This window comes from Marinithermofilum abyssi (assembly GCF_014641195.1).
GTDB classification, from domain to species: domain Bacteria; phylum Bacillota; class Bacilli; order Thermoactinomycetales; family DSM-45169; genus Marinithermofilum; species Marinithermofilum abyssi.
On sequence record NZ_BMHQ01000011.1, the window covers coordinates 1 to 24,135 of the forward strand.

At 52.8% G+C, this 24,135-nt stretch carries 21 protein-coding genes; 2 read left to right on the forward strand and 19 right to left on the reverse strand.

What is annotated here, in order from left to right; all coding sequences use genetic code 11:
• The first annotated feature begins 341 nt into the window (after positions 1-341).
• Entirely contained in the window at positions 342-1,133 is a 792-nt protein-coding gene (locus IEW70_RS14135) for a YheC/YheD family protein (RefSeq protein WP_188648564.1), read from the forward strand.
• 714 nt (positions 1,134-1,847) lie between these two features.
• Here the strand turns inward: IEW70_RS14135 and glnA are convergent.
• The 17 genes from glnA to tdh form a co-directional block, all read right to left on the reverse strand.
• Positions 1,848-3,188: a type I glutamate--ammonia ligase gene (gene glnA / locus IEW70_RS14140; RefSeq protein ID WP_188648565.1), complete on the reverse strand. Its 1,341-nt coding sequence runs from the start codon at positions 3,186-3,188 to the stop codon at positions 1,848-1,850.
• Between the two features lie 49 nt (positions 3,189-3,237).
• Entirely contained in the window at positions 3,238-3,672 is a 435-nt protein-coding gene (locus IEW70_RS14145) for a MerR family transcriptional regulator (protein WP_188648566.1), read from the reverse strand.
• A gap of 189 nt (positions 3,673-3,861) precedes the next feature.
• Positions 3,862-4,341: a DUF456 domain-containing protein gene (locus IEW70_RS14150; protein ID WP_188648567.1), complete on the reverse strand. Its 480-nt coding sequence runs from the start codon at positions 4,339-4,341 to the stop codon at positions 3,862-3,864.
• Positions 4,342-4,343: 2 nt separating this feature from the next.
• Positions 4,344-5,627 carry a methionine gamma-lyase family protein gene (locus IEW70_RS14155; RefSeq protein ID WP_188648568.1) on the reverse strand — a complete coding sequence of 428 codons (1,284 nt, stop codon included), beginning with the start codon at positions 5,625-5,627 and terminating at the stop codon, positions 4,344-4,346.
• 26 nt (positions 5,628-5,653) lie between these two features.
• Positions 5,654-6,886: a GTPase HflX gene (gene hflX, locus IEW70_RS14160; RefSeq protein WP_229752010.1), complete on the reverse strand. Its 1,233-nt coding sequence runs from the start codon at positions 6,884-6,886 to the stop codon at positions 5,654-5,656.
• A gap of 84 nt (positions 6,887-6,970) precedes the next feature.
• Entirely contained in the window at positions 6,971-7,945 is a 975-nt protein-coding gene (locus tag IEW70_RS14165; RefSeq protein ID WP_229752011.1) for an AAA family ATPase, read from the reverse strand.
• 99 nt (positions 7,946-8,044) lie between these two features.
• The gene (hfq, locus tag IEW70_RS14170; RefSeq protein ID WP_188648569.1) at positions 8,045-8,290 is read right to left on the reverse strand and encodes an RNA chaperone Hfq; all 246 of its coding nucleotides are present in this window, start codon (positions 8,288-8,290) and stop codon (positions 8,045-8,047) included.
• Between the two features lie 40 nt (positions 8,291-8,330).
• Entirely contained in the window at positions 8,331-9,260 is a 930-nt protein-coding gene (miaA, locus tag IEW70_RS14175) for a tRNA (adenosine(37)-N6)-dimethylallyltransferase MiaA (protein ID WP_188648570.1), read from the reverse strand.
• The gene (locus IEW70_RS14180; protein ID WP_188648571.1) at positions 9,257-10,042 is read right to left on the reverse strand and encodes a class I SAM-dependent methyltransferase; all 786 of its coding nucleotides are present in this window, start codon (positions 10,040-10,042) and stop codon (positions 9,257-9,259) included. Before IEW70_RS14180 ends, miaA begins: the two co-directional genes overlap by 4 nt.
• Positions 10,042-12,054, reverse strand: a complete 2,013-nt coding sequence (mutL, locus tag IEW70_RS14185) for a DNA mismatch repair endonuclease MutL (RefSeq protein WP_188648572.1) — start codon at positions 12,052-12,054, stop codon at positions 10,042-10,044. Before mutL ends, IEW70_RS14180 begins: the two co-directional genes overlap by 1 nt.
• Positions 12,047-14,785, reverse strand: a complete 2,739-nt coding sequence (gene mutS, locus IEW70_RS14190) for a DNA mismatch repair protein MutS (RefSeq protein ID WP_188648573.1) — start codon at positions 14,783-14,785, stop codon at positions 12,047-12,049. The genes mutL and mutS overlap by 8 nt, the downstream gene beginning before the upstream one ends.
• Before the next feature lie 95 nt (positions 14,786-14,880).
• On the reverse strand, positions 14,881-16,278 hold the full coding sequence (locus IEW70_RS14195; RefSeq protein ID WP_188648574.1) for a putative amidoligase domain-containing protein: 1,398 nt from the start codon (positions 16,276-16,278) through the stop codon (positions 14,881-14,883).
• A gap of 133 nt (positions 16,279-16,411) precedes the next feature.
• Positions 16,412-16,873 carry an outer spore coat protein CotE gene (gene cotE / locus IEW70_RS14200; RefSeq protein WP_188648670.1) on the reverse strand — a complete coding sequence of 154 codons (462 nt, stop codon included), beginning with the start codon at positions 16,871-16,873 and terminating at the stop codon, positions 16,412-16,414.
• 144 nt (positions 16,874-17,017) lie between these two features.
• Complete coding sequence (locus IEW70_RS14205) at positions 17,018-17,440, reverse strand: YlbF/YmcA family competence regulator (protein ID WP_188648575.1); 423 nt, start codon at positions 17,438-17,440, stop codon at positions 17,018-17,020.
• Positions 17,440-18,921 carry a tRNA (N6-isopentenyl adenosine(37)-C2)-methylthiotransferase MiaB gene (gene miaB / locus IEW70_RS14210; RefSeq protein ID WP_188648576.1) on the reverse strand — a complete coding sequence of 494 codons (1,482 nt, stop codon included), beginning with the start codon at positions 18,919-18,921 and terminating at the stop codon, positions 17,440-17,442. Before miaB ends, IEW70_RS14205 begins: the two co-directional genes overlap by 1 nt.
• Positions 18,922-19,137: 216 nt before the next feature.
• Positions 19,138-20,313: a glycine C-acetyltransferase gene (locus IEW70_RS14215; protein ID WP_188648577.1), complete on the reverse strand. Its 1,176-nt coding sequence runs from the start codon at positions 20,311-20,313 to the stop codon at positions 19,138-19,140.
• 49 nt (positions 20,314-20,362) lie between these two features.
• Positions 20,363-21,403 carry an L-threonine 3-dehydrogenase gene (gene tdh, locus IEW70_RS14220; RefSeq protein WP_188648578.1) on the reverse strand — a complete coding sequence of 347 codons (1,041 nt, stop codon included), beginning with the start codon at positions 21,401-21,403 and terminating at the stop codon, positions 20,363-20,365.
• A 217-nt stretch (positions 21,404-21,620) separates the two neighbouring features.
• On the opposite strand from tdh, the gene IEW70_RS14225 reads away from it, so the two are divergent.
• The gene (locus IEW70_RS14225; protein ID WP_188648579.1) at positions 21,621-22,379 is read left to right on the forward strand and encodes a tetratricopeptide repeat protein; all 759 of its coding nucleotides are present in this window, start codon (positions 21,621-21,623) and stop codon (positions 22,377-22,379) included.
• 112 nt (positions 22,380-22,491) lie between these two features.
• Here IEW70_RS14225 and IEW70_RS14230 read toward each other — a convergent pair whose 3' ends face one another.
• Both IEW70_RS14230 and IEW70_RS14235 read right to left on the reverse strand, forming a co-directional pair.
• Complete coding sequence (locus IEW70_RS14230; protein ID WP_188648580.1) at positions 22,492-23,139, reverse strand: hypothetical protein; 648 nt, start codon at positions 23,137-23,139, stop codon at positions 22,492-22,494.
• Positions 23,140-23,358: 219 nt separating this feature from the next.
• Positions 23,359-24,105, reverse strand: coding sequence for an MBL fold metallo-hydrolase (locus IEW70_RS14235; protein WP_188648581.1), 747 nt, complete (start codon positions 24,103-24,105; stop codon positions 23,359-23,361).
• Positions 24,106-24,135: the final 30 nt, after the last annotated feature.

Sequence of the window (24,135 nt, forward strand, 5' to 3'; positions counted from 1 at the left end):
AACGTATGTTCCAGCCTTTGGACGAAAAAATTGTCGGACTGTTGAGAGGGGGCAAGCCCCTCCCTTGTCCGATGCTCGCTTTCATCCCAACCCGAAAGGGCTGGGTTTTCCCACTCGCTATTTATAAAAAGTCTTAGTAAAACAGAGGAAGATCCTGGGTGGTTTTTAAACAATTAAAACGGCCCGTTTTATTTACAGCGGGCCTCGGGGAGTGCCATACTCGGCGGTCTTTTTATGTCCGCACGGTAGGGACGGGTATCTAAGCAAATAGTGCCGCACGGGTATATATTGTATGTAACCAACGACTGCTTAAAAAACCGAACGTGGAGGGAGGAGGTTTGATGAGCAGAGTTGGGTACAAATGGTCGGTCCATCGGAATTTATTCAAGGTGCAGGATCTCAAAGGTTCGGTCCCGTCCACGGTTTTGTATTCGCCGAAAGCTTTGGAGAGGATGATGCGCCAGTACGGCGTGCTGGTGTTGAAGCCCTCCGGCGGGACGGGGGGATATGGGGTCATCCGCATTGGCCCCCAGAAGAAGGGAGGATATGTGGCCCACGTTAACCAGAAAGTCAATACTTTGAAGAATGCCGGATCCCTGGCCGCAATGGTGCGGAAAATTAACTCCCGTTCCAAATCGCGATATCTGGTGCAAAAATGCGTCTCCCTGGCACGGATCGGACCCCACCCCTTTACCGTCCGGACCATCACTCAGCGGAAACCCGGTTCCCCTTGGGTCTTGACGGGATGGGTGGCTAAAACCGCCGGTAATGGGTACTTCATCACCAACGGCCGATCGGGGGGCGGGGTTTATACTGTGGAGAAGGCCCTAACCAAATCAAATGTCCGCCGGGGAAGGAAACATGTGCTGAAGGAACTGAAGGAAGTCTCCCTGCTCGCCGCCCGAATACTGGGGAAGGATGTACCGCAAAAAAAGATGATTGGTTTTGACATGGGCATCGACAGGGACGGCAGGGTATGGATCATCGAGGCCAACCCCAGGCCGAGTCTCAACGCGTTTAGGAAGCTGAAAGACAAATCCATGTATCGCCGTATCATGGGCTTTCAACGATCCCTGGAAGCGTCGCAGGAGGGATCGCCGGACTCCCCCCGGGTCCCCGAGGAGGTAGAGTAAGAAGCGGCCATCAAGTCGTCGAACTCCTTTTCGCGCAGGGTTTCTATAACCAGACAATGATTATTAGGAATGCCTGCTATGTGACCATTTAGCAAAAACGCCGTAAAACCTTGTCACTTCTGGGGTTAGCGGCGTTTTTCCGTGCCCCCTCCTCTGCATCTACCTTTCTCCTACGAAATGCTATCCACAGCTCTCCGCAACCCATGCTCACTCGGGGGGGATGTAGCACCGGGTAGTCTCCAAGCTCTCATGCCCAATTGGCCACCACTTGCAGTGGTCGAACGGCATCGATTAAGCTTCGGCAAGAGATTCACATGCTACGCCGTCTCCTGCCGTTTAAGATTACTCACTCTACTTACAAATCCCCTATACTAGGAAACGGGTTTTATGAATACGGCCTATCTAAGCGGATTATTTATGCCTTAGCTCTTGCTACTGCTCTGCTTCCTTTAGCTATCGTCACTATTCCATGCAATTCCCTTAGCTCTCCGGCTACTCCAACTACTCCAATCCTATTGTTCGTGATCGCAGCTGCAATTCCCGCCATACGGGTACCATTTCCCCCCTATCATCATCGGAGTTGGAAAAATTTTTGTTGCGATGTTGTGATTCGGGACCATACAACCGAACCCGGTACTCCCCCAAAAAAAGCCACCCCCGACAATACGTCGGAGGTGGTTCCTTCTCTCCCTTTGCTTCTTTCCGTTTCCCTGATTAGTACAAGGAGATATATTGTTCGCGTTCCCAGGGGTGCACTTGGGTACGGAACATATCCCATTCTATTTCTTTGGCTTCGATGAAGTGAGCCAGGGCGTGATCACCCAGCGCTTCAGCGATCACCGGATCATTGGCCAGCTCCTCCAGAGCCGCTTTCAGGTGTGCCGGCAAGCTTTCGATACCAGCTTCCTTCCGCTCATCTTCATCCATGACGTAGATGTTGCGGTCGGTTTCTTTCGGCAGCTCCAGTTGATTTTTGATACCGTCCAGACCTGCTTTCAGCATCACAGCCAGAGCCAGATACGGGTTGGCGGACGGGTCGGGGCTGCGTACTTCGATCCGGGTGCTCATCCCGCGGGAAGCCGGCACACGTACAAGCGGGCTCCGGTTTTTCGGAGACCAAGCCACGTAACACGGTGCTTCGTAACCCGGCACCAGGCGCTTGTAGGAGTTTACAAGCGGGTTCGTGATGGCCGTAAAGGCTTTGGCGTGCTTCAGAATCCCGGCCAGGAAGTAACGGGCGGTCTCGCTCAGACCCAGCTCGTCGTTTTCATCGTAGAAGGCATTTTCATTGCCGCGGAACAGAGACATATGGCAGTGCATACCGGAACCGTTCACACCGAACAACGGTTTCGGCATAAAGGTGGCATGCAAGCCGTAACGGCGAGCGATGTTTTTCACGACCAGCTTGAAGGTTTGGATGTTGTCAGCGGCCGTGACAGCATCGGCATACTGGAAGTCGATCTCATGCTGACCCGGAGCCACTTCGTGGTGGGAAGCTTCCACATTGAAGCCCATTTCATCCAGAGTCACCACGATATCGCGGCGGCAGTTTTCGCCCAGATCCAGCGGAGCCAGATCGAAGTAACCGCCTTTGTCGTTCAGGTCCAGGGTAGGTTCGCCTTTTTCATCGGATTTGAACAGGAAGAATTCCGGTTCCGGACCCACGTTAAAAGAAGTGAAGCCCATATCCCTTGCCTCTGCAAGCACCTTTTTCAGGATACCGCGGGGGTCCCCTTCAAAAGGAGTGCCATCCGGGTTATATACGTCACAGGTGAGCCCGGCCACTTTACCGCCGTCTACACCGCCCCAGGGATAGATCACCCAGCTGTCCAGGTCGGGATAGAGATACATGTCGGATTCTTCGATCCGCACAAATCCTTCAATGGAAGAACCGTCGAACATCATTTTGTTATCCAGTGCTTTTTGCAATTGGCTGCGGGGAATTTCCACGTTTTTAATGGTTCCCAAGAGATCAGTGAATTGCAGTCGGATATACTGGACATTTTCTTCTTCAACGGACTTTAGAATGTCTTCTTTGGTAAACTTGGTGGCCATGAGATGTTTGTTCTCCCTTCAGATGTGGTAGAAATTCTCAGAGACCATATCAATGAAAGAAACGCGACAGCTCACCGCGGATCAGGTGGCTTTGGTTCGGTCGAGCCGACAATTCGCTCAACTGACGCTTCAATAAGCGACGCAGTTGCGTGTCGGATATTGGCGACCGTGAAGCTTTGGATGCCGCCGGTTGCGAGAGGGCCGCCTCTTGGAGCTGTTGTTGCTCCCGGGCTTTTTGCAGGTCTTCCTGTTGCAGGACCTCCTTCACCCCGGCGATATTCACCCCTTTTTCCATCAGGGACTTGATCTTTAGCAGCCGATCTACATCGTTAAAGGAAAACAACCGCTGGTTGCCTTCTGATCGGGCTGGCTGGATCAAGCCTTGCTGTTCATAGTACCGCACCTGACGCGGGGTAAGCTCAGTCAACTTGGTCACAATGCCTATGGGAAACAAAGGCATGCTTCGACGGATTTGATCGCGCATCTGCAGCGCCTCCTCCTACGTCCGTCAACGTTGTTTTCATTATATTTATGTTAGGTTATTTTGTCAATGCATGTTAGAGAATTTGACATTAATATTTTAAGAAAGCACTTCCTCCCCCTCTATATTTGAGCTCAAACCGATTCCTTATACCATGAAAAAGCCTTCGCCCGTTACTCGAGCGAAGGCTTTTTACAATACTAGCACCAAAAACCATACCAACATCCCCGTCATCAATACACCTTTGAGGAAAATTCCGCCCAAAAAACCGACCAACGTACCCAGTCCGGTTTTGACCGCTTGCTGCCAGCTTTTTTTCTGCGCCATTTCAACAGCGATCACGGATACCAACGGCCCTACAATAAACCCGGCGGGCCCCATGACCAGGCTGAACAACAAAGCACCAGCAACTGCTGCCCAGATCGACGTCTTGGAAGCACCGTAGGTTTTGGCTGCCACAGCTCCGGCCAAGTAGTCCGTTGCAAAAAGTAGCACCGTCAAGACCACGGCTGTCACCCAGAAGGACCAGCTGAGCGCCTGATCATCGATCAGAAAATGATACAGTAGAAAACCGCCCAACATCAACGGGGCATCCGGCAAAACCGGCAGTACCAGACCCATATAGGCGCTGACAAAGAGCAGGATAATGATGCTCCACCACAAGGTTTCCATGGCTAACCCCTTCCGTTGTTTCGTTGAACAGCACCCGTGTCCAGCATGCGATCCAATGCGGAGAGAATCCCGATCTTCACATGCGCGTAAGTTAGGCCGCCTTGCATATAGGCGAGATAAGGTGGTCGCAGCGGCCCATCCGCAGATAATTCAATGCTCGCTCCCTGAACAAACGTCCCCGCCGCCATAATGACGGGATCCTCATAACCCGGCATGGGAGAGGGTTCGGGCCGGACATGGGCATCGACGGGAGAAGCCGCCTGGATCCCCTGGCAAAAGGCGATCAACAGCTCCGGCTGTCCCAAACGAATCAGTTGTATGATATCCGTTCGGGGATCGTTCCAGCCAGGTGTTGTCGAAAATCCCGCTTTCTCCAGTATAGCCGAAGCAAAAACCGCCCCTTTGAGGGCTTCTCCCACCACGTGGGGAGCCAAAAAGAACCCTTGCAGATAATCCCGCATATAACCGTGAGTGGCTCCCCCTTCCGCCAAAATGCCGGGAGCAACCATCCGGGATGCCGCCTGGTCCACATATCGCTTTTTTCCGGCGATATAACCGCCCGATTTGGCCAACCCGCCGCCGGGATTTTTAATCAGGGAGCCCGCCATCAAATCGGCGCCTACATGAGTGGGTTCCATCGACTCGACAAATTCCCCGTAACAGTTATCGACGAAAATAACCGCATCCGGTGCCGTTTCCCGGATCCGGCGCACCATTTCCCCGATCTCTTGCACCGTAAAAGACGCCCGATCAGCATATCCGCGGGAGCGTTGTATACCGACACATTTGGTTTGAGGACCGGCAGCACGGGCAAAAGCCTTCCAGTCGACTTGTCCATGCTCGGTCAATGGGATGGCTTGATAGGAGACGCCCCAATCAGCCAGCGACCCGCTGCCGTCCTTTGTTTGCCCGATTACTTTTTCCAGGGTATCGTAAGGATCGCCCGTGAGGTAGATCAACTCATCCCCCGGACGCAACACGCCAAACAAACAGGCCGTGATGGCATGGGTTCCGGATACAATGTGCGGCCGGACCAACGCCGCCTCGGCACCAAACACGGCAGCGGCGATCCCTTCCAGTGCCGCCCTACCGGTATCGTCATATCCATAGCCGGTGGAATCAGCCAGGTGTTGTTCGCTGATTCCGTGACTGCGATAAGCCTCCAATAACCGCCATTGATGTTCTTCCACCCGACGCTCAATCCCGCGGATGCGAGAAGCGATTTGCATTTCAACCTCTTCTGCCCAGTCTTTCAACAAAGCACCGTGTTTCAACTGACTATACACCGATACAACACCATTTCTATCTGAGATTACGGATGCGTACGGCGAATCATCGCCTTCATCTCCGGAGAGAGACGTTCATACCGGCGCAACGGCAGTTGGAAATTCACCTCAAGGGTCATCCCCTTCACTTCCGAACTCAACACATCCGCCGTTTGGTACAAGCGAGAAATCCATTCCCCTTTGCTCACCGGAATTTCCGCCACCCCGCAGATCTGTGCCGCGTGAAGCATCTGATCCATCTTCAGCTTCAATCGCTCCCGATCCTGCTCATCCAATGCGGAAATACGAATGGACTCCCCTTCGGCCATCAGTACATTTTCCTTCGCTTGATCTTTTTTGTTAAAAACCGTCAGCACCGGAATCTGATCGGCATCCAGCTCCTGCAGCACCCGATCCACTGCTTCCATCTGCTCCTGCGCTTCCGGATGGCTGGCATCCACCACATGTAAAAGGAGATCTGCCTTCCTGACCTGCTCCAAGGTGGAACGGAAAGCAGCCACCAACTCCACAGGAAGATTGCGGATAAAGCCCACTGTATCCGTCAACAGAACATTTTCGCCGGATGGCAGCTCCAAAAAGCGGGAAGTGGGGTCCAAAGTCGCAAACAGCTGGTCCTCCTCCAGCACTTCCGCCCGGGTCAGCCGGTTCAACAAGGTTGATTTCCCAGCATTGGTATACCCTACCAGCGCCACCTGCGTGATCTCCATCTTGCGGCGGCGGGCCTGATGGAGCTGCCGATGCTTGTGCACCTGTTCCAATTCCCGCTTTAAGTCCCGGATCCGACGCTGGATGTGGCGCCGGTCTGTCTCCAGCTTTTTCTCCCCGGGACCCCGGGTACCGATGCCGCCGCCAAGACGGGAAAGCTCCCTTCCCTGACCAACCAAACGCGGAAGTAAATACTGAAGTTGAGCCAACTCCACTTGTAGACTTCCTTCTTTCGTTTGGGCGCGCATGGCGAAAATATCCAGGATCAACTGGGTGCGGTCCAGCACCTTGCACTCCCATATCGATTCCAAGTTGTGCAGTTGTCTCGGAGATAGCTCCCGGTCAAAAATAACCACATCGATCCCTTGGTCTTTGACGAGCTGAGCAACCTCCTCTGCCTTCCCGCGTCCAATCACCCAGGCAGGATCCGGTCTGTCGCGGAACTGGATAATCGTAGCCGCCACTTCCGCCTGAACCGTATCCGCCAACCGGGCCAATTCTTCCAGAGAAGAACGCAGGAACCGCTCGTCGGCTTTGGCACCGCATCCAACCAAAACCGCCCGCTCCTTTTCATGGACGATCTCGTTGATCGTGGATCATCCTCCTTTAAACAAATACATTCCTTATACATCGGTAGTTTAATTATACCATGAGTATACAGTGGAGTTCTCTTTTTTCCCGGGAATGTGCAAATCCTCTGCTCGCAAAATCATCAAATCCTCTTTGGAAACCTGACGGCAGTGCAAGAGACGGACCGCTTGTTGCCGAATGGCATGCTCCACCACATTGCGTACGTAGCGGGCGTTTCCAAAGGTTTGCACCTCTTCGGCCATTTCCTTCAAAAGCTGCCTGCGGAGGGTTTCCTTTGCAGCCGAAGACAACCGGTACTGCCGCTTTTCCACCATACATTCCGATATCTTCATCAGCTCATCGATCGTAAAATCGGAAAATTGCAAGTGAATCGGAAACCGGGAGGGCAGCCCGGGGTTGGAACGGAGAAATCGCTTCATCTCCAGGGGATATCCCGCCAGAATCAATACAAAATCATCTTTGTGGTCCTCCATCGATTTAACGAGGGTATCGATCGCTTCCTTGCCGAAATCCTTTTCCCCGCCGCGGGACAGTGCGTAGGCCTCATCGATGAATAAAATGCCGCCCATCGCCCGTTTCACATGCTCCCGGGTTTTTTGCGCCGTATGGCCGATATACTCCCCTACCAAGTCGGCCCGTTCCACTTCTACCAAATGCCCTTTCGAAAGGATGCCCATCTCTTTCAGCATCCGGGCCATAATACGGGCCACCGTTGTTTTTCCGGTACCCGGATTGCCTTCAAACACCATATGCAAAACTTGACCCTCCGTCGTTAACCCGGCTGCTGTCCGGCGCCGGTTCATTTCTAGCCAGGCATAAATCTCATGAATGAAGGCCTTGATTTTCGACAGACCCACCAACCCCTCCAACTCCTCCAGGCACCGCTTGAGAGGGAGGTGCCCTTCCTCAGCCAGGGTGTCTTCGAGAGGAAAAGAGGCGTTCAACGACGGTTTTCGATTTTGGCCGTGATCCAGTACCACGTGAATACGGTTGGTTTCCCGCGTGATTACATGGTTCGCCACGTCTGTCACCTCTTTGATCGTATCGGCTCATCTCAATATACGCAGATGCCTAGATTTTGGTGAACAGACATGGAAAAACCAAGTGTCACCACTTGGTTTTCAGCTTTGCTTATTCGAATCGTCGTTAGACATCAAAGAAACCGGGCGGGCGGGAGTAAAGGTGGAGATCGCATGCTTGTATACCATTTGTTGTTTGCCGTCGCTGTCGATTACAATCGTAAAGTTGTCAAATCCACGCACGACGCCGCGCAACTGGAATCCATTGATCAGGTAAATCGTCACTGGCACGGATTCTTTGCGGATCTGGTTCAAAAAGGTGTCCTGGATGTTGATCGATTGCTTCAAAATTATGTACCTCCTAAGGTCGTTTTGGCATTAGTTTACTCTATTCTGTGTACTGAGGGAAGTTTCCTGCTACATAGCGGTGAATTTCTTGGGATGCCCCCTCCATTGTAACATCAAACCATCGGATTTCGGAAATCCGGCGAAACCATGATAATTGCCTTTTTGCAAACTTACGTGTCCCTTTTTTGATCATATTCACCGCTTCTTCCAGGCTGACCTCTCCGTCCAGATACAGCATGATCTCTTTATAGCCGAGAGCTTGCATAGAGACCAGATTGCCGTAGTAGCCTTTCTCCCGCAACCGCTTCACTTCCTCTACCAAACCTTCTTCCATCATCTGGTCCACCCGTTGATTCACCCGTTCATACAACTGTTCCCTGGGCATCGTGAGCCCCACCCAGCAAATATTGTAAGGGGGAGGTTCCATGGTTTGCATCGAGGAAAAAGGTTTTCCCGTCGCCTCATATACCTCCAGTGCCCGGATGATGCGGCGGCGGTCGTTGGGGTGCAGCTTCTCAGCCGAGGGGGGATCCACTTCTCTCAACTTTTGATGGAGCGCCTCATTGCCATGTTGATCGGCAAAGCGGGTCATTTCCCGACGGAAAGCCGGGTTCTCTTCCGTTCCCGGCAGCCGATAGCCGTGGGTCACTGCCTGGATGTACAACCCGGTACCGCCCACCAGCATCGGCAGATGATTCCGGGAATAAATCTCGGTGATCTTCCGCCGGGCCTCTTTTTGAAACTCCTCTACCGAAAAAGGGTAATCCGGATCCGCGATATCGATCAGATGGTGAGGAACTTGCGCACGTTCCTCCGGTGATGCCTTCGCCGTCCCGATATCCATGCCCCGATAGATTTGCATCGAATCACCGGAGATGATCTCCCCGTGAAAATTGCGGGCCAGCTGCAAACTGAGCGCTGTTTTCCCCACCGCCGTCGGACCGACAATCACCAGCAAATCTTCTTTCATGTCCCCTCCCCTCCTTTCTCAATCACTCCAAAGGCAAAGCTGGAAGCTTCTTTTACCACTTGAAATCCGAGACGGGCAAACTCGCCGCTACTGGGACGCTCCTTGAGCACGACCCGGCGGCGGGCTACACGACGAGCTTCCCGAACCATCGCTTCATCCACCGGAGCCATGTTGGCCAACCGGCGCAACGATTGCATCGCCGAGGAGCGCTTTACCGTATGGCGAAACATCGGATCGAAATAGACCACATCAAAAGCGTCATCCGGACATCGGGGGAGGAAGTCCCGATAATCTACACAACGGACTTCGACACGCTTCATTGCTTCTTTCAGCACCGGCGTGTCCACCTCATAGGTTTGCAGTCCATGCTCCACGAGTGCAGCAATCACCGGTTGGCTCTCTAAGCCCAGTACCCGGCCTTCCACTCCAACGGCAAATGCGGCGACAATCGCGTCAGCACCCAGGCCCAAGGTGCAATCCAACACATGATCTCCCGGACGGAGCTGTGCTGCTTGTAGAAAGGAGTCTTCTCCGCCTTTGCGCAGCTGGCGCACACGGACGGCCGACATATTGGGGTGAAAGAAAAACGGTTCCCCTTCCGCCGTTACCCAGCGAACCCCTGCACCGGAGACCACCACCGCTTCCGCTGCTTTATGGACTTTCAACAGCTGAGCGATGGAACGGTCCCGTTTCACCAAAGGGGCTTTTAATTGAGACGCCAGCCGACGGGCCAGTAGAATATGTTCCTTTGCAGGGCGCTGCGAAGTCGTTACAATCAGCATCACATCACCCGTTTAAACATCTTTTCGATTTCGTAGGTGGAGAAATGGACCAAAATCGGACGGCCGTGAGGGCAAGTGTAAGGCGTTTCACAACGGCGAAGCTGTTGAAGCAACTCCTCCATCTCGTCTTTCCGTAAATGGCGGTTCGCCTTGATTGCCGCCTTGCAAGCCATCGTCTTGGCCCCATCATCCTGCAACCGGGCACGGTCCACCTTTTCCCCTTTTTTCAACCAATCCAAGATCTCCCTGAGCAGGGCCTCTTCACATCCCTGGGGAAACCACTTGGGGTGAGAACGGATTAAAAAGGAGGTACCACCGAATGGTTCGATCTCAATTCCCATCTCCTGCAAATCGGCCAGCCGGCCGGTGATCGATTCCGCTTCCGCCGGTGTGCATTCCACTGTCATCGGAATCAGCAGTTGCTGCTGTTCACGGTCCTGCTCCTGCAACCGCCGGTAAAACTGTTCATAATAAATCCGTTCGTGGGCTGCATGCTGATCCAACAAATAAAATCCATCCTCCGACTGGGCGATGATATACGTCCCATGCACTTGCGCCAAGGGGGTCAGAGCGGGAAAGGACCCATCGGTGTGCAGTTCGGAACCGGCCTTGCCGCCATCATCATTCTCCCTGGTTGGACCGCTGTCCCTCATTTCCCCGGGTAATGTCTTCGGCTCAGATACGTGATCAACGGCAGCGGCAGTCTCTTGTAAAGGAGCTTCCTTCGCCTTGTAGCGGCGAGTGGTGTCCGCTTCATTCCGAAGGTTGGAGAGTCCTTGTTCAGCAGTCCTTTGCTTCTGCTCATAAGAGAGCTGCGCGTTTTCCGTTTCCTTTTGTGGATCGTTCCGCCGATCGGTAGTCGTATCAGACACTCCCCGATATAAGGGAAACGCCGACTCATGCACCCGGTCAGCTCGATGGACATTGCCGGTGCTGAAACCTTTCTCATCCCAGCTGAACCGCTCTTGCACCGCTCGGGTCGAGGCCCCCCGTTTAGCAGGCTGATCCGCCTTGGGGATCAGGACGCTTTTCTGGAAAGCCCCCCGTATCCCTTCCCGGATCAGGTGGCACAGCTCTTTCTCTTTGGACAGGCGTACTTCCAGTTTGGAAGGATGAACATTGACATCCACCAGTTTGGGGTCCATCTCGATCGCCAAGACCGCAATCGGATACCGGCCGACGGGAAGCAGCGTATCATAGGCCTTCAATACCGTTTGCACCACGGGGATACTCCGGATATAGCGGCCATTGATCACAGTGGACACATACGAGCGGTTGGAGCGGGTCACTTCCGGGCGGGCGATCCACCCCGTCACTTGAAAGTCCATATCTTCCGCCGAAAAGGAGAGCATTTTTCGCGCCACCTGCTTCCCGTAGAGAGCATGTACCACGTGCAGCAGCTTACCGTCTCCCGGCGTGCGGAACAACTCCCGCTCCTTATGGCGGAGAGAAAAGGCGACCGATGGATGAGCCAAGGCCAGACGCCCGATCACATCCGCCACATGACTAACCTCAGTGTTGACGGTTTTCAGGTATTTCAAACGGGCCGGAGTGTTGAAGAACAAGTCCTTTACCACCACTTCCGTCCCTTGAGAGCGGGTGGTATCCTCGACAGATAACACCTTGCCCCCTTCCAAGCGGACACACGTTGACGGTTCCCCCTTGCCCTCCGAAGTGGTCAAGGTTAACCGGGACACAGAAGCGATACTGGGGAGCGCTTCACCACGAAAGCCGAGGGAACGGATGGCAAACAAGTCTCGCTCCCGACGGATTTTGCTGGTCGCATGCCGCTCAAAGGCGCGCACGGCATCTTCCCGGTCCATGCCAAAGCCGTTGTCGTTTACCCGGATGAATTGGATACCTCCCTCTTCGATCTCCACCTGGATTCGGTCCGCTTTCGCATCCAGCGCGTTTTCCACCAGCTCTTTGACAACGGAAGCGGGACGCTCCACCACCTCGCCCGCTGCGATCTGGTTGGCCAAATGCTCATCCATCACCTGGATTTTAGCCATGGGAACCACCTTCCCGAAGACGCCGCTGTAACTCATGGACAAACTGCATCGTCGACAGCGGGGTTTGGCTCATCAAATCAAAATCCCGCAGTGCTTCGAGCACTTCCTGATCTGCTCGGCTGAAGGATGGCGCGGATTCACGAACAACGCATGCGGCTTCCTCGGCCTCTTGATGGACAGGTACTTCTTTTGCGGAAGCTTCCTCGCCCGCCTTTTCGCTCTTTTCAGCCGGAACAGTAAGACCCTGTTCATCCGTCGACGGCGAGGAACTCCAATCCAAGGGAAACAGCTCCAACTGCCGAGCCGGTGCCGCTTCCGCCCGACCTTCCAATCCTTCCAAAATCGAGCGCGCCCGACCGATCACCTCGGTTGGCATTCCCGCCAGCTGAGCGACGTGAATTCCATAGCTGCGATCCGCACCGCCGGGCTCGATTTTATGAAGAAAGACCACATCACCGTCTTTTTCCATACAGCGAGCATTTACATTGACCACGCGTGCCAATTCCTCTTCCAGCCGGGTTAACTCATGATAATGGGTGGAAAAAAGCGTCTTCGCACCCACATGGTCGTGGATGTACTCGACGATGGCTTGGGCTAGTGCCATCCCGTCATAGGTGGAGGTACCCCGTCCCACTTCATCGAGCAAAATCAAGCTGCGCGGGGTTGCCTGGGCCAGCGCCTGCCGCGTTTCGTCCATCTCCACCATAAACGTGCTCCGGCCACCGACCAGATCGTCAGCCGCCCCGATCCGGGTGAAAATACGGTCAACCAATGAAATCTCCGCTTTCTTCACCGGTACGAAACTACCGATCTGTGCCATCAACGTAATGAGAGCCACCTGCCGCATGTATGTACTTTTTCCCGCCATATTGGGGCCGGTAATCAGCAGTACTTGACGTTTACGGTTATCCAAATGCACGTCATTGGCGACAAACTCCCCTTCGCCGACAGCCGCTTCCACTACCGGGTGGCGCCCTTCCTCGATCAGGAGCGTATCATCGGTCCGGATGACCGGGCAGACGTAGCGGTACTTTTTCGCGATGACCGCAAAGGAGTGAAGTACATCCAATTGAGCCACTCGCTCGGCCAGTGCTTGAATCCGGGGGATTTCCCGGGCAATTTTTTCCCGCAGCTCGGTAAACAGCCGATACTCCAGCTCCACCGATTTTTCCTCCGCCTCCAGAATCATACGCTCCCGTTCCTTCAGCTCCGGTGTAACGAAACGTTCCGCATTGGCCAACGTCTGTTTCCGCTGATATCGCCCTTCCGGCAAATGGCGCAGGTTGGTTTTCGTCACCTCGATATAATATCCGAACACTTTATTGAATCCGACTTTGAGGGATTTAATCCCGGTCGCTTCCCGCTCCCTCTGTTCCAGCTGGCTGATCCAGGTGCGTCCCTCCCGCTGGATCGTACGAAGGCGGTCCAGTTCTTCATCATAACCTTCTCGGATAATGCCGCCTTCCTTCACCGTGACAGGGGGATCATCCACGATGGCCTGTTCCACGGAGGACAAAAGGTCTTCACACAGATCCATCTCATGAGCGATTTGTTGCAACGTCCGGCTGTCACTCTCCATCAGACGATCTTTCAATCCGGGAACCGCCGCGATCGACCGGCGCAGCGACTGCAAATCCCGGGCATTGGCAGAGCCGTAAGCAATCCGAGCGGACAACCGTTCCAAATCATAAACTTCTTTCAACCGATCCCGCACTTCTTCCAATAGCAACAGGTCCTCTGCAAAGGCACGTACCGCTTCTTGGCGGGCTTCGATAGCCTCTTTGCTGAGCAGCGGCTTGTCCAGCCATTTTTTCAACAACCGGCTGCCCATCGCAGTACCCGTTTGATCCAGCAGCCACAGAAGGGAACCTTTTCGCTTGCCTTCTCTAAGGGTTACCGTCAGCTCCAGCGTACTGCGGGCCGACTCGTCCAGCACCATGTACTGCTTGGCATCGTAGCGCCGAATCCGGTTCATGTGGCGAAGTGCCCGTTTTTGCGTCTGTTGTAGGTAGTGAAGCAAAAGCCCCGCTACCTGTGTCGCAATCGGCGTCGTACAGGCCTGCTGATACTCGGGGAACTGGGCAGCCAATTCCTGTTCCAGCACATTGATTCCAGGAACTTCCTTCTCCGCGGTAGTGGTAATTAAACTTCCCAAACGGAGCCGAATCTGCTTCAACAAGGCGGGGTGCTGGGACAAACGGGGATCCAACAGCACTTCCCGCGGTTGAAATGAAGCCAGCTCATCCAACAGCTGATCGGCGTCGCCTGTCAACGTGGTGACATGAAACTCTCCCGTGGATAGGTCGCTGGCGGCCAAACCGAATTCCCCCGCATCCCCAGCGGAAAGGGCCGCCAAAAAGTTGTTCTCCTTATCCACCAACATCTTTTCATCCATCACCGTACCGGGGGTGATGACCCGAACCACTTCCCGCCGCACGACCCCTTTGGCGGAAGCCGGATCTTCCACTTGTTCGCAAATAGCTACTTTGTAGCCTTTTTCAATCAGGCGGGCGATGTACATCTCCGCCGAATGATGGGGAACCCCGCACATCGGAATACGCTCTGCTCCGCCGTCCCTGCCCGTCAGCGTAATTTCCAGCTCTTCCGCCGCTTTTTGGGCATCCTCAAAAAACATCTCGTAAAAGTCTCCGAGACGAAAAAATAAAAAGGCATCGGGATACTCTGCCTTAATCGAGAGATATTGCTGTATCATCGGAGTGTACTTGGCCACTCTGACCCCTCCGATCCTTATTTTTTCATGAGTTCATGACCTTAATTGTACCATGGCCCTTAAGGGGGAACAAGCGATCCGCCCTGATTCCTCCCTTAGAAAATGCCGCCCTTCAATGGGTGATAAGGCGGAATTTTCCATGCGACACGAATATCCCGACTCTCATCCCATGTAGATCCGGTTGTGAGTTTCTGATAATAGTTATCCAGATATTCTTGGTACTGTTGATACTCTTTCCTGCTACGCAAATCCTTCCATAAACTTTCCAGCACCTTTTTGATTTCCGTTTTATCTCCGTGATAATACGCCTTTTGCATGGAAAAGTCTTTTAAGTAATCCTTGGGCAAATACGGATAAGACGATGCGATCACCTTGGCAGCGGCCAATACGCCTTTTGTGACCGTCGGTGAGATCAACCAACTGGGCAGGGTTCGATACTCGAACCCCCCATGAAATTGGGTGCGGAAATCTCCCAAAAAACCATACCGTGGACGCCGCTTGATCCCCTTGCTGTCTTCCAGCAATACCAACGGCAATGCCAAATAATTGTCAAGGGCACGCAGCAGTTGAAAGGTCAATGGAATGCCGCTGAAGTGTATATGTCCTCCCAGCGGATAGTTGGGATGGGGCAGGGAACCGGATAACCAATGGATGTCAGGATCTTTCACTTTTTTGGAAGCATACAGCATCCCCTGGTACATGCGAATGACCAACTGCCGGGGATCCATGCTGGGCTTGGGACGCAACTCCACCAAGGGTTTTACGGATCGGTCCCGCCCCCACCAAATCGCATCGCACCCCACCTGACCAAACCGGGGAAAATACTGGGATGCCATCACCAATTGGCCGTTGGAACGACGCATGATAAACTCCGGATCAGCTCCCATCAAGATGTGATCCAATGGGACAGCCAACCCCGGCAACCCTTGTGTATACCGATAGACTGCCCTGGAAAATGCACCACCCACCTCTTCATTTAGAGGCGGAGAGGGGTTAATATCAGCCACGGCCAGCTTTTGCCTCGGCAATACCACCACTTTCACGGCTCCATAATCCCATCCCAACGCATACAGGGCCCGGATCGCCAAAGAGGAAACTTTACGAACTTCCCGGCTCTTCTCTTGTAAGGAAACCCTTTCATACCTCACGGGTTTACTTCTCTTGCTGCGGGCCAGCCATACATTTTTTCCTTTGGATCGGAACATCAACAGCACATGGTTCTGAAAAAGATACACAATGTATCGCTTGAGCACATCCGTTTTTTGAGCATGTGCCGTGATCCCGTGCAGCTGAAAACAACGATACTTTTCTTCTTTGCCTTCATAACGTTGCAACAAATCCGGTTGATTCAACGTACGCAAGGATGGGACATAATCTTCGCAGGTGCCTTGAATCTCTACGGTGGGGGAAAGTGTACCTTGTTCCGTCATCATTGTTTCACATACCTGTTGGACACTGTCCATAGAAAGGTTGGTTAGGTCGAGGGATTTCATTTGCTTTCCCCTTTCGTTTTCCCCAAAAGCCGCACTCTGCTGTTATGGTATGTGGCATGCCTGCAGATGGTTAGAGAAAAAAAGAAAAAGGAGGCTCCTGCCTCCACGGGGGGCCGCTCTTATCCAGTTTTGTTCAGTCGTCCAGGTCATCGATGACAAGATCCGGATCCAAATCTTCGAAATCACTGGAGCCCCCATCCGCCGTAGATACATCCAACAGTTTGTCATCCCAGATGTCCTCCGATCCGGAGCCTACTACAACCCACACTTTGGTTTCGCCCACCATCTCCACGTAAAATTCCCTCTCGACGCGAACCAGGGCAGAACCGTCACCGGCAATTTTCGCTTCGATGCAGTTCGGCGGCTGGGTGGCGACTGCACTCACTTCCAAGGTACCTTCCCGGGTGTTGGAATCAAAGTAGCTAAGCGGANCTTCGACCACGTCACCCACTCGGCTGGCGTCATAAGTGTGGTTGATAATCCAGCAACCCAAGATATTGGAAATATTGCCCGGGGGTCTGACGGAGTGCGTCGCCTGGGAGAACTTACGACCTTTACCGGTGACCGCTTTGGTAATGATTTGACGGCATTGCATTCCGGTATCTGTATTTGACACGATGCTCCCTCCTCCAAACGATCGTTCAGTACATGTGTATGCAGGGCGATAGTCTAGGGTGTCAAAAACCCTACGGAATCTCCGTAGGGTTTTTTAGAATCATATTCAGCTGATGCCCAAATGTTACCGACAACCGCACGGACCGCCGCTCCCGCAACCGCCAGGGGCTTCGCCTCCGGTTTCTACTTCGATCTTTTTTGATACCGTATCGGCAATGGCTTGCTGCAACATTTGGAGGAGATCATTCATTTCTACTTGAGATTGCTGGTATTCTCGTACGATCGGCAGTTGATCCAGTTCCGCATTCAACCGATCCAGATCCGCTTCCACCTGACGGATATATTTCGTCTTTTGATAGTGCTTGGCATGAACCAGCTCTTTTTGTTTCCGTTTGATCTCATCGATCAGGCCCTGCACCCGTGCACTTTTTTCCACCTGCGTTTCCGCAGCCCGAAACCGGCGCACTTCCTCCGCCTGTTGAATCAAACGTCCCAAGCGTTGAGCTTTGGCCAGGATTGGATGATGCACCGTGCGTTGTTCCATCATCAGCCGCTCACCCGGGAAACCGTCATTTCTTCCACCCATTCCCCTTTCAGGGTGTAGGTTTGCGGTTCGGTGATACGCACATGGGTGAATTGGCCGATCAGGTGTTTCGGTCCTTTAAAGTTGACCAGCTTATTGGTCCGGGTACGGCCGGACAGCACTTCGGAGTTTTTCTTGCTTTCCCCTTCCACCAACACTTCTACCACTTTACCGCGCAGGGCTTCGTTCTTCTTGCGGCTGATCTCATCCTGCAACTTGTTTAACCGCTGCAGGCGTTCCTTTTTCACTTCCATCGGGATATCGTCCTTCATCTTCGCCGCCGGTGTTCCTTCCCGGGGAGAATAAATGAAGGTAAAGGCAGAATCATACTCCACTTCCCGCATCAGGGACAGCGTATCCTCAAACTGTTCGTCCGTCTCACCGGGGAAACCGACGATAATATCTGTAGTCAATACCACATCCGGGATCGCCTTCTTAATCTTGCGCACCAGCTCCAGGTACTGCTCCCGGGTATATTTCCGAGCCATCCGCTTCAGTATATCGCTGTTCCCGGACTGTACCGGCAGATGGATATGCTCCACCAAGTTGCCTCGTTTGGCCAGCACTTCGATCAGGTGATCGTCAAAATCCCGGGGATGGCTTGTGGTAAAGCGTACCCGCGGAATCCCGATTTTGCGCACATCGTCCATCAGGTCACCGAAGGTGTACGTGCGGTCCGTAAAATCTTTTCCGTAAGCATTCACATTTTGCCCCAACAGCGTCACTTCTTGGTAACCTTTGCGGGCCAACTCCCGAATTTCCGCCAAAACATCTTCCGGACGGCGGCTCCGCTCTTTGCCTCGTGTGTATGGAACGATGCAATAGGTACAAAACTTATCGCAACCGTACATAATGTTGACCCAGGCTTTCAGGCCGTCTTCCCGCACTTTGGGGAGGTTTTCGATGATGTCCCCTTCTTTGGACCAAACTTCCACCACCATCTCTTTGCTGAAGAGGGCTTCCTGGAGCAAATGGGGCAGGCGGTGAATGTTGTGGGTACCAAAGATGAGATCGACAAACTGATGCTTTTGCAAAATCCGGTTTACCACGGACTCTTCCTGGGACATACAGCCGCACACCCCGAGGATCAGCTCCGGGTTTTCCGTTTTCAAGGTTTTCAGCCGTCCGATCTCACCAAACACCTTGTCCTCCGCATTTTCCCGGATGGCACAGGTGTTGATCAGAATAATGGAAGCGTCCGCTTCCGTTTCCGTCGGCTCATACCCCATCAACTCCAGAATCCCGGCCATGGTTTCGCTGTCATGAACGTTCATCTGGCAGCCGAAGGTCTTGATCAGATACTTCTTTCCTTTTCCTATTTCCCGCATCTCTTCGGGAAGGCTCTCAAACTCCAACACCGACACTTGTTCTTTGCCGCGTTTTTTGGCCGCCTTCAGATCCGGCGGCGTAAAGTAACGGGACATATCTTTCGTCTTCTGACTCATCTATACTCAACACCTTTCTACCGGGTGAGTCAAATGCTTCCTTTGCAATTGTATTATTATATACGAAAAAACGGTTTCCTTCAATGGAGGGAAGCTTTCAGCAAGAGGACCGCATCAACCGTCTTTTTTTTAAGGGAAATCAATGGCCTGAATCCATCTACATACCCATAAAAAAGCCGGAGCGGACTGTTAGTGTCCGTCTCCGGTTGTTCTGTTTTAGATAATCCCCAACTTTTGTCCTGCCCGTCCAAAGGCTTCCAGGGCTTGTTCCAACTCTTCCCGGCTGTGCGCCGCCGTCACAATGGTACGTACGCGGGCTTCTCCTTTGGGTACTGTCGGGAAAACGATTCCTTGAGCGTAGACACCTTCTTGAAGCAGTTCGTCGGAGAATTTCATCGCAAGTGCACCTTCGCCCACCAGCACGGGAGTGATCGGTGTTTCACTCTTACCGGTGTTAAAGCCGAGGTTATGCAATCCCTCTTTGAAGAAGCGGGTATTCTCCCACAGACGGTCGATCAGCTCAGGCTCTTCCAACAGCACCTGGATCGCTTCGTCACAGGCTGCCGTCACAGCCGGCGGATGAGAGGTACTGAATAAGAATGGGCGCGCCCGGTGAATCAGGTAATCCCGAAGCACCTTCGGCCCGGCGACATATCCGCCCAACACACCAATGGCTTTGGACAGCGTACCCACCTGGATATGTACCCGTCCGTGCAAGTCAAAATGATCCACCGTTCCCCGGCCGTTTTTACCCATGACACCGCTGGCATGGGCGTCATCCACCATCACCAGAGCGCCGTATTTTTCGCATAGCTCCACGATGTCCGGCAACGGAGCCACATCTCCATCCATGCTGAACACTCCGTCGGTCACCACGAGACGGGTACGGGCGCCTTCCGTTTCCTTCAACGCCTTTTCCAAATCGTCCATATCGCAGTGGTTATAGATGCGACGCTGGGCTTTCGTCAAGCGGATCCCGTCGATGATGCTGGCGTGGTTGAGCGCATCGGAAATTACGACGTCCTCTTTGCCGAGGATGGATGCGATAACGCCCACGTTGGAGGTAAAGCCGGATTGAAACACCAAAGCGGCTTCCGTGTGCTTAAACTTGGCCAGCTTTTCTTCAAACCGCTCATGCATCGAGAAAGTACCCGCGATGGTGCGGACCGAACCTGTTCCGGCTCCATACTTTTCGATCGCCGCCAAGGCCGCTTTTTTCAACCGCGGATGGGTGGTCAATCCCAAATAGTTGTTGGACGAAAGCTGAATCACTTCCCGACCGTCGATCACCACTTTGGAACCTTGATCCGATTCCAACTCCGTCAGCGGGCGATATACACCCTTTTCTTTCCACTCCTGAATCTCTTGTTTCAAATGTTCAAAGCCTTTCACACCCGTCCCTCCCGTTCCGTATGGTTTGGTAGAGCCATGGAAAGCTCCCTCAGGGGTATAATACCACTTTCCCGGATTTGCCGCTCATCATCAGCTCAAAACCTTTTTCAAACTCCTCCAGCGAGAAGCGGTGGGTAATCATCGGTTTCAGATCCACCTGGCCGGAGTTCAAGAAACCGGCAGTTTGCTCCCAGGTTTCATACATCCGGCGGCCCACGATCCCGTGCACCTGAATCCCTTTGAATACGATTTCATTGGAGATATCCAGTTCCACCGGCTTCGTCGGAAGCCCCAGCATAGAGATTCGCCCGCCCAAGCTGAGCATAGCAAACCCTTGTTGAATGGCCACAGGGTGACCGGACATCTCCAGCACCACATCGACGCCGTGGCCGCCGGTTAGCTCTTTCACACGTGTTACCGGATCCACCTCTTGGGAGTTTATCAATGTTGTAGCTCCCATGGTGCCCGCCAGATTCAGTCGATATTCATTGATATCCAGTGCGATCACCTGAGAAGCACCGGAAGCTTTGGCTACTGCCACCGCCATGACTCCGATCGGACCGCAGCCGATGACAGCCACCCTTTTTCCGGTGATCGGACCGGATAAGGCCGTGTGCACCGCATTCCCCATCGGTTCCATCGCTGATGCCACTTCCGGAGGCAGGTCCTTGTTGTTCTTCCATAGGTTTTCAGCTGGCATCGCCGCATATTCGGCAAAGCAGCCATTCCGGTCAACTCCGATGATCTGCGTATTTGCGCAGATATGATAGTCTCCGCGGAGACACTGGGGACACCGATGACAAACGATATGCGTCTCTGCCGACACATGGTCCCCGATTTGCAGATGGGTGACTTGATCTCCTACTTCCACCACTTCACCAGAGAACTCGTGGCCGAATACGAGCGGCGGCTTTACCCGGCCCGCAGCCCAATCGTCCCACTTGTATATATGAACATCCGTTCCACAAATGGTGGTTGCTTTCACTTTCACCAACACCTCATTTGGACCGATGGTCGGGATCGGCACTTCCCGAAGTTCCGCTCCAAAACCGGCATGGTGTTTCACCAGCGCGCGCATGGTTCCACCCACGGCGTACACCTTCCTTTTCCCCAAAATCCTTATTAAGTCTGTCGATATTAATTATATCACCGATTCCCTCCGCAGCATAGTGTCCGTTATTAGAGGACATTTTCTGAAAAGATTTGGACTCCCCTTCCTGGACAAATTGACACCGAACCCCGAAAAATAATACCATTTCGGTAGGCTTATGAACCCAACCAAATGGAGACAAAGGAGGTAAGAATCCATGTTAGGAAAATGGCTCAACAAAGCCAGAGCGTGGTTGCGGCCTGCATCCCGTGAGACGGCAAGCTCCGAGGAACAAGCGGCGACACCTTCCTCTTCGCAACAAACGCCTCTGATGCAGCATGTCGATCCTGCTCCGTCTACAGCCGACGCGTCTTCCAGGGAATCCGCTCTTCCCGAGGCTCCGGAAACGACTTCGCCCGAGAAGAAGGAGCACGAAGTAATCTTCCACTTGTCTCCGAACCGTTTTACATACCGTGATGGAGACTTTCAGTTTGAAACACCGCTCACTCAAGATGAATATGAAGTGGTCAAAGCTGCGGTTACTCAGTACCAAGAGATGAAAGAAAAGTATGGAGACAATCCGAATAACTGGGAGCAGCAATTATTGAAGCATTATGAAGCAAAACAGTATTGGGCGCTTCAGATCTACTTTAAAGACCGTGCCCAAGCCTGCTACAAACTACGGGATGAGGATACGAAAGCTTTGCAGGAAGCAATCGCCTACTGCCAAAAACAGATTGCTTATGCTCCAATGGCGATCTATGCCCATGAGTTGGATCCCCAAGCAAAGGATTCCCTGCCGCAGCATTATGGATACAAGCAATTATCCATTATTTATGACAGAGAAGGCAGATACGACGAGGCCATTCAGCTGTGTGAGCAGGCGTTGACGGAAGGTTGGAACGGGGATTGGGAAAAGCGTATCGTACGATATAAAAAGAATCGGGAAAAAGCCGCTACATCGGCAACGGGGTGAGTTTTTGGTCACACAAACAGCCTGGGAGTGATCCCAGGCTGTGTTTTATGGAAAAATCTCTTGTTTGGAACTTAACCCATCGCTCCTGTCAATCTGTTTGCTCGCGGAGAACTTATTCCCCCGTTGTAACGGCACGAACCCGCTGTTCTTCCAGGTAATTGTACCGTTTGCTCCAGTCGCCTTGCCAACCCTGCTCGGCGGCCTGTTGACACAACCGAAGAGCCTCCGTCCAGTTTTTCCGTTCCTCGTACATGGTGATTAAACGATCATAACCCGGATGCTCCGGCAGACTGAATACGGTCGGATCCATGCGGTATGCCTTGGCGGCAACGGGAGCGTAGTAAATTTGCCGTTTGCAGTAACGTATTGCCCGTTCCATCGCCACCGGATCCTCCTTCCGGCGTTGGAAATAATATTCGATCTGCTCCGTAAAATGATCGTGCAGGCTGAGATATTTTTTGGACTCCCACTGCTTGCGGATTTTTGGATCCGAATGAATTTTGCGTACTTCCTTCAGCTTTTTCTTTGCTTTTTCGTAGATTTCCGCTTCCTCAAAAGAAATAAGCATGATAAAATCCATCTCTTCATCCTGATAACGAAATTCAGCCGCATAATCTCCTTCTTTTTCCCGCTCGCGCCGGGCTTGTTCTTCACGCACTTTGGTCCAAAGCTTTTGCATATCTTCCCGCCGCTTTTCCAAAAATTGTTTGGCTTGGCTTTTCCATTTTTCCTTGACGTCTTTATTAAAAAAATCCGGCATGATTGGTTACCCTCCTCCGTTGTGGGAGCGACCATCCCATTCCCTATCGTATTCGGCGGCTAGCCGGTCTTTTTTGTCCATTTCAAGCCGGAATAAAATTTTCCTCCGATGATTGTATACCCTGCCACCATGAAAGACAACCTTTTTCTACAAGCGGAAGGGCTCAGTGGATTCCGGTCACACCTCCCCACGCATCCTCTACTTATCGATTCCATCGCATCAGGCTTCCCCTACATCGATTACCAACCCGTTACGAGCCACTGTCAGCTCACCGGAAAAATATGGCCTTGCTTCATCGTACAAGTGATTCGGGTTGTATTCAGGATAAAGGTGGGTCAACAACAACCGCTTAGCTCCCATACTCTCCCCGGCTATCGCCGCCTGCCGGGCGGAAAGATGTCCCATGGGAGATAGCGGCATATCTTTCTCCAAAAAAGTGCTCTCACAAATGAAGAGTTCCGGATTCGTACCCATCTTGTCCCATTTTGTCTGCGGGCCGGCGTCCGCTCCGTAAAGGATACAGGCCGCCCCATTGTCGAACCGCATCGCAAAACAGGGCACTTTGTGATCCGTTTGAAAAAACGAGATGGCAAGTCCGCACAAGTGAAGCGGATCCCCTTCTTGTATCGGATGCAAATCAATCGCTTGATGGTAAGCCAGCAACCGACCCCATTTTTCCGGATACTGAGGAGCCAGGACCGTGAGCGGCCCTTGACGCTTCCCGGTTTTGATGGCTGTTTGCACGGCATATTGCAGGACAAAAAAATCGGCAATGTGGTCATGATGCAAATGGCTCAACAGGACAGCATCCAAGGTATGCAATTCCGTGATCTTGGCCAATTGACTCAGAACACCGCTCCCGCAATCCATCAACAACTTCTTTCCTTTCGTTTCCAACAGATAACCCGGTGTCGCGCCACCCGGCCCGGGATAAGGGGAGTGACACCCCAACACGGTCCATTTCACTTCTTTTCCTCCTGTTCATCGTCCCATAAA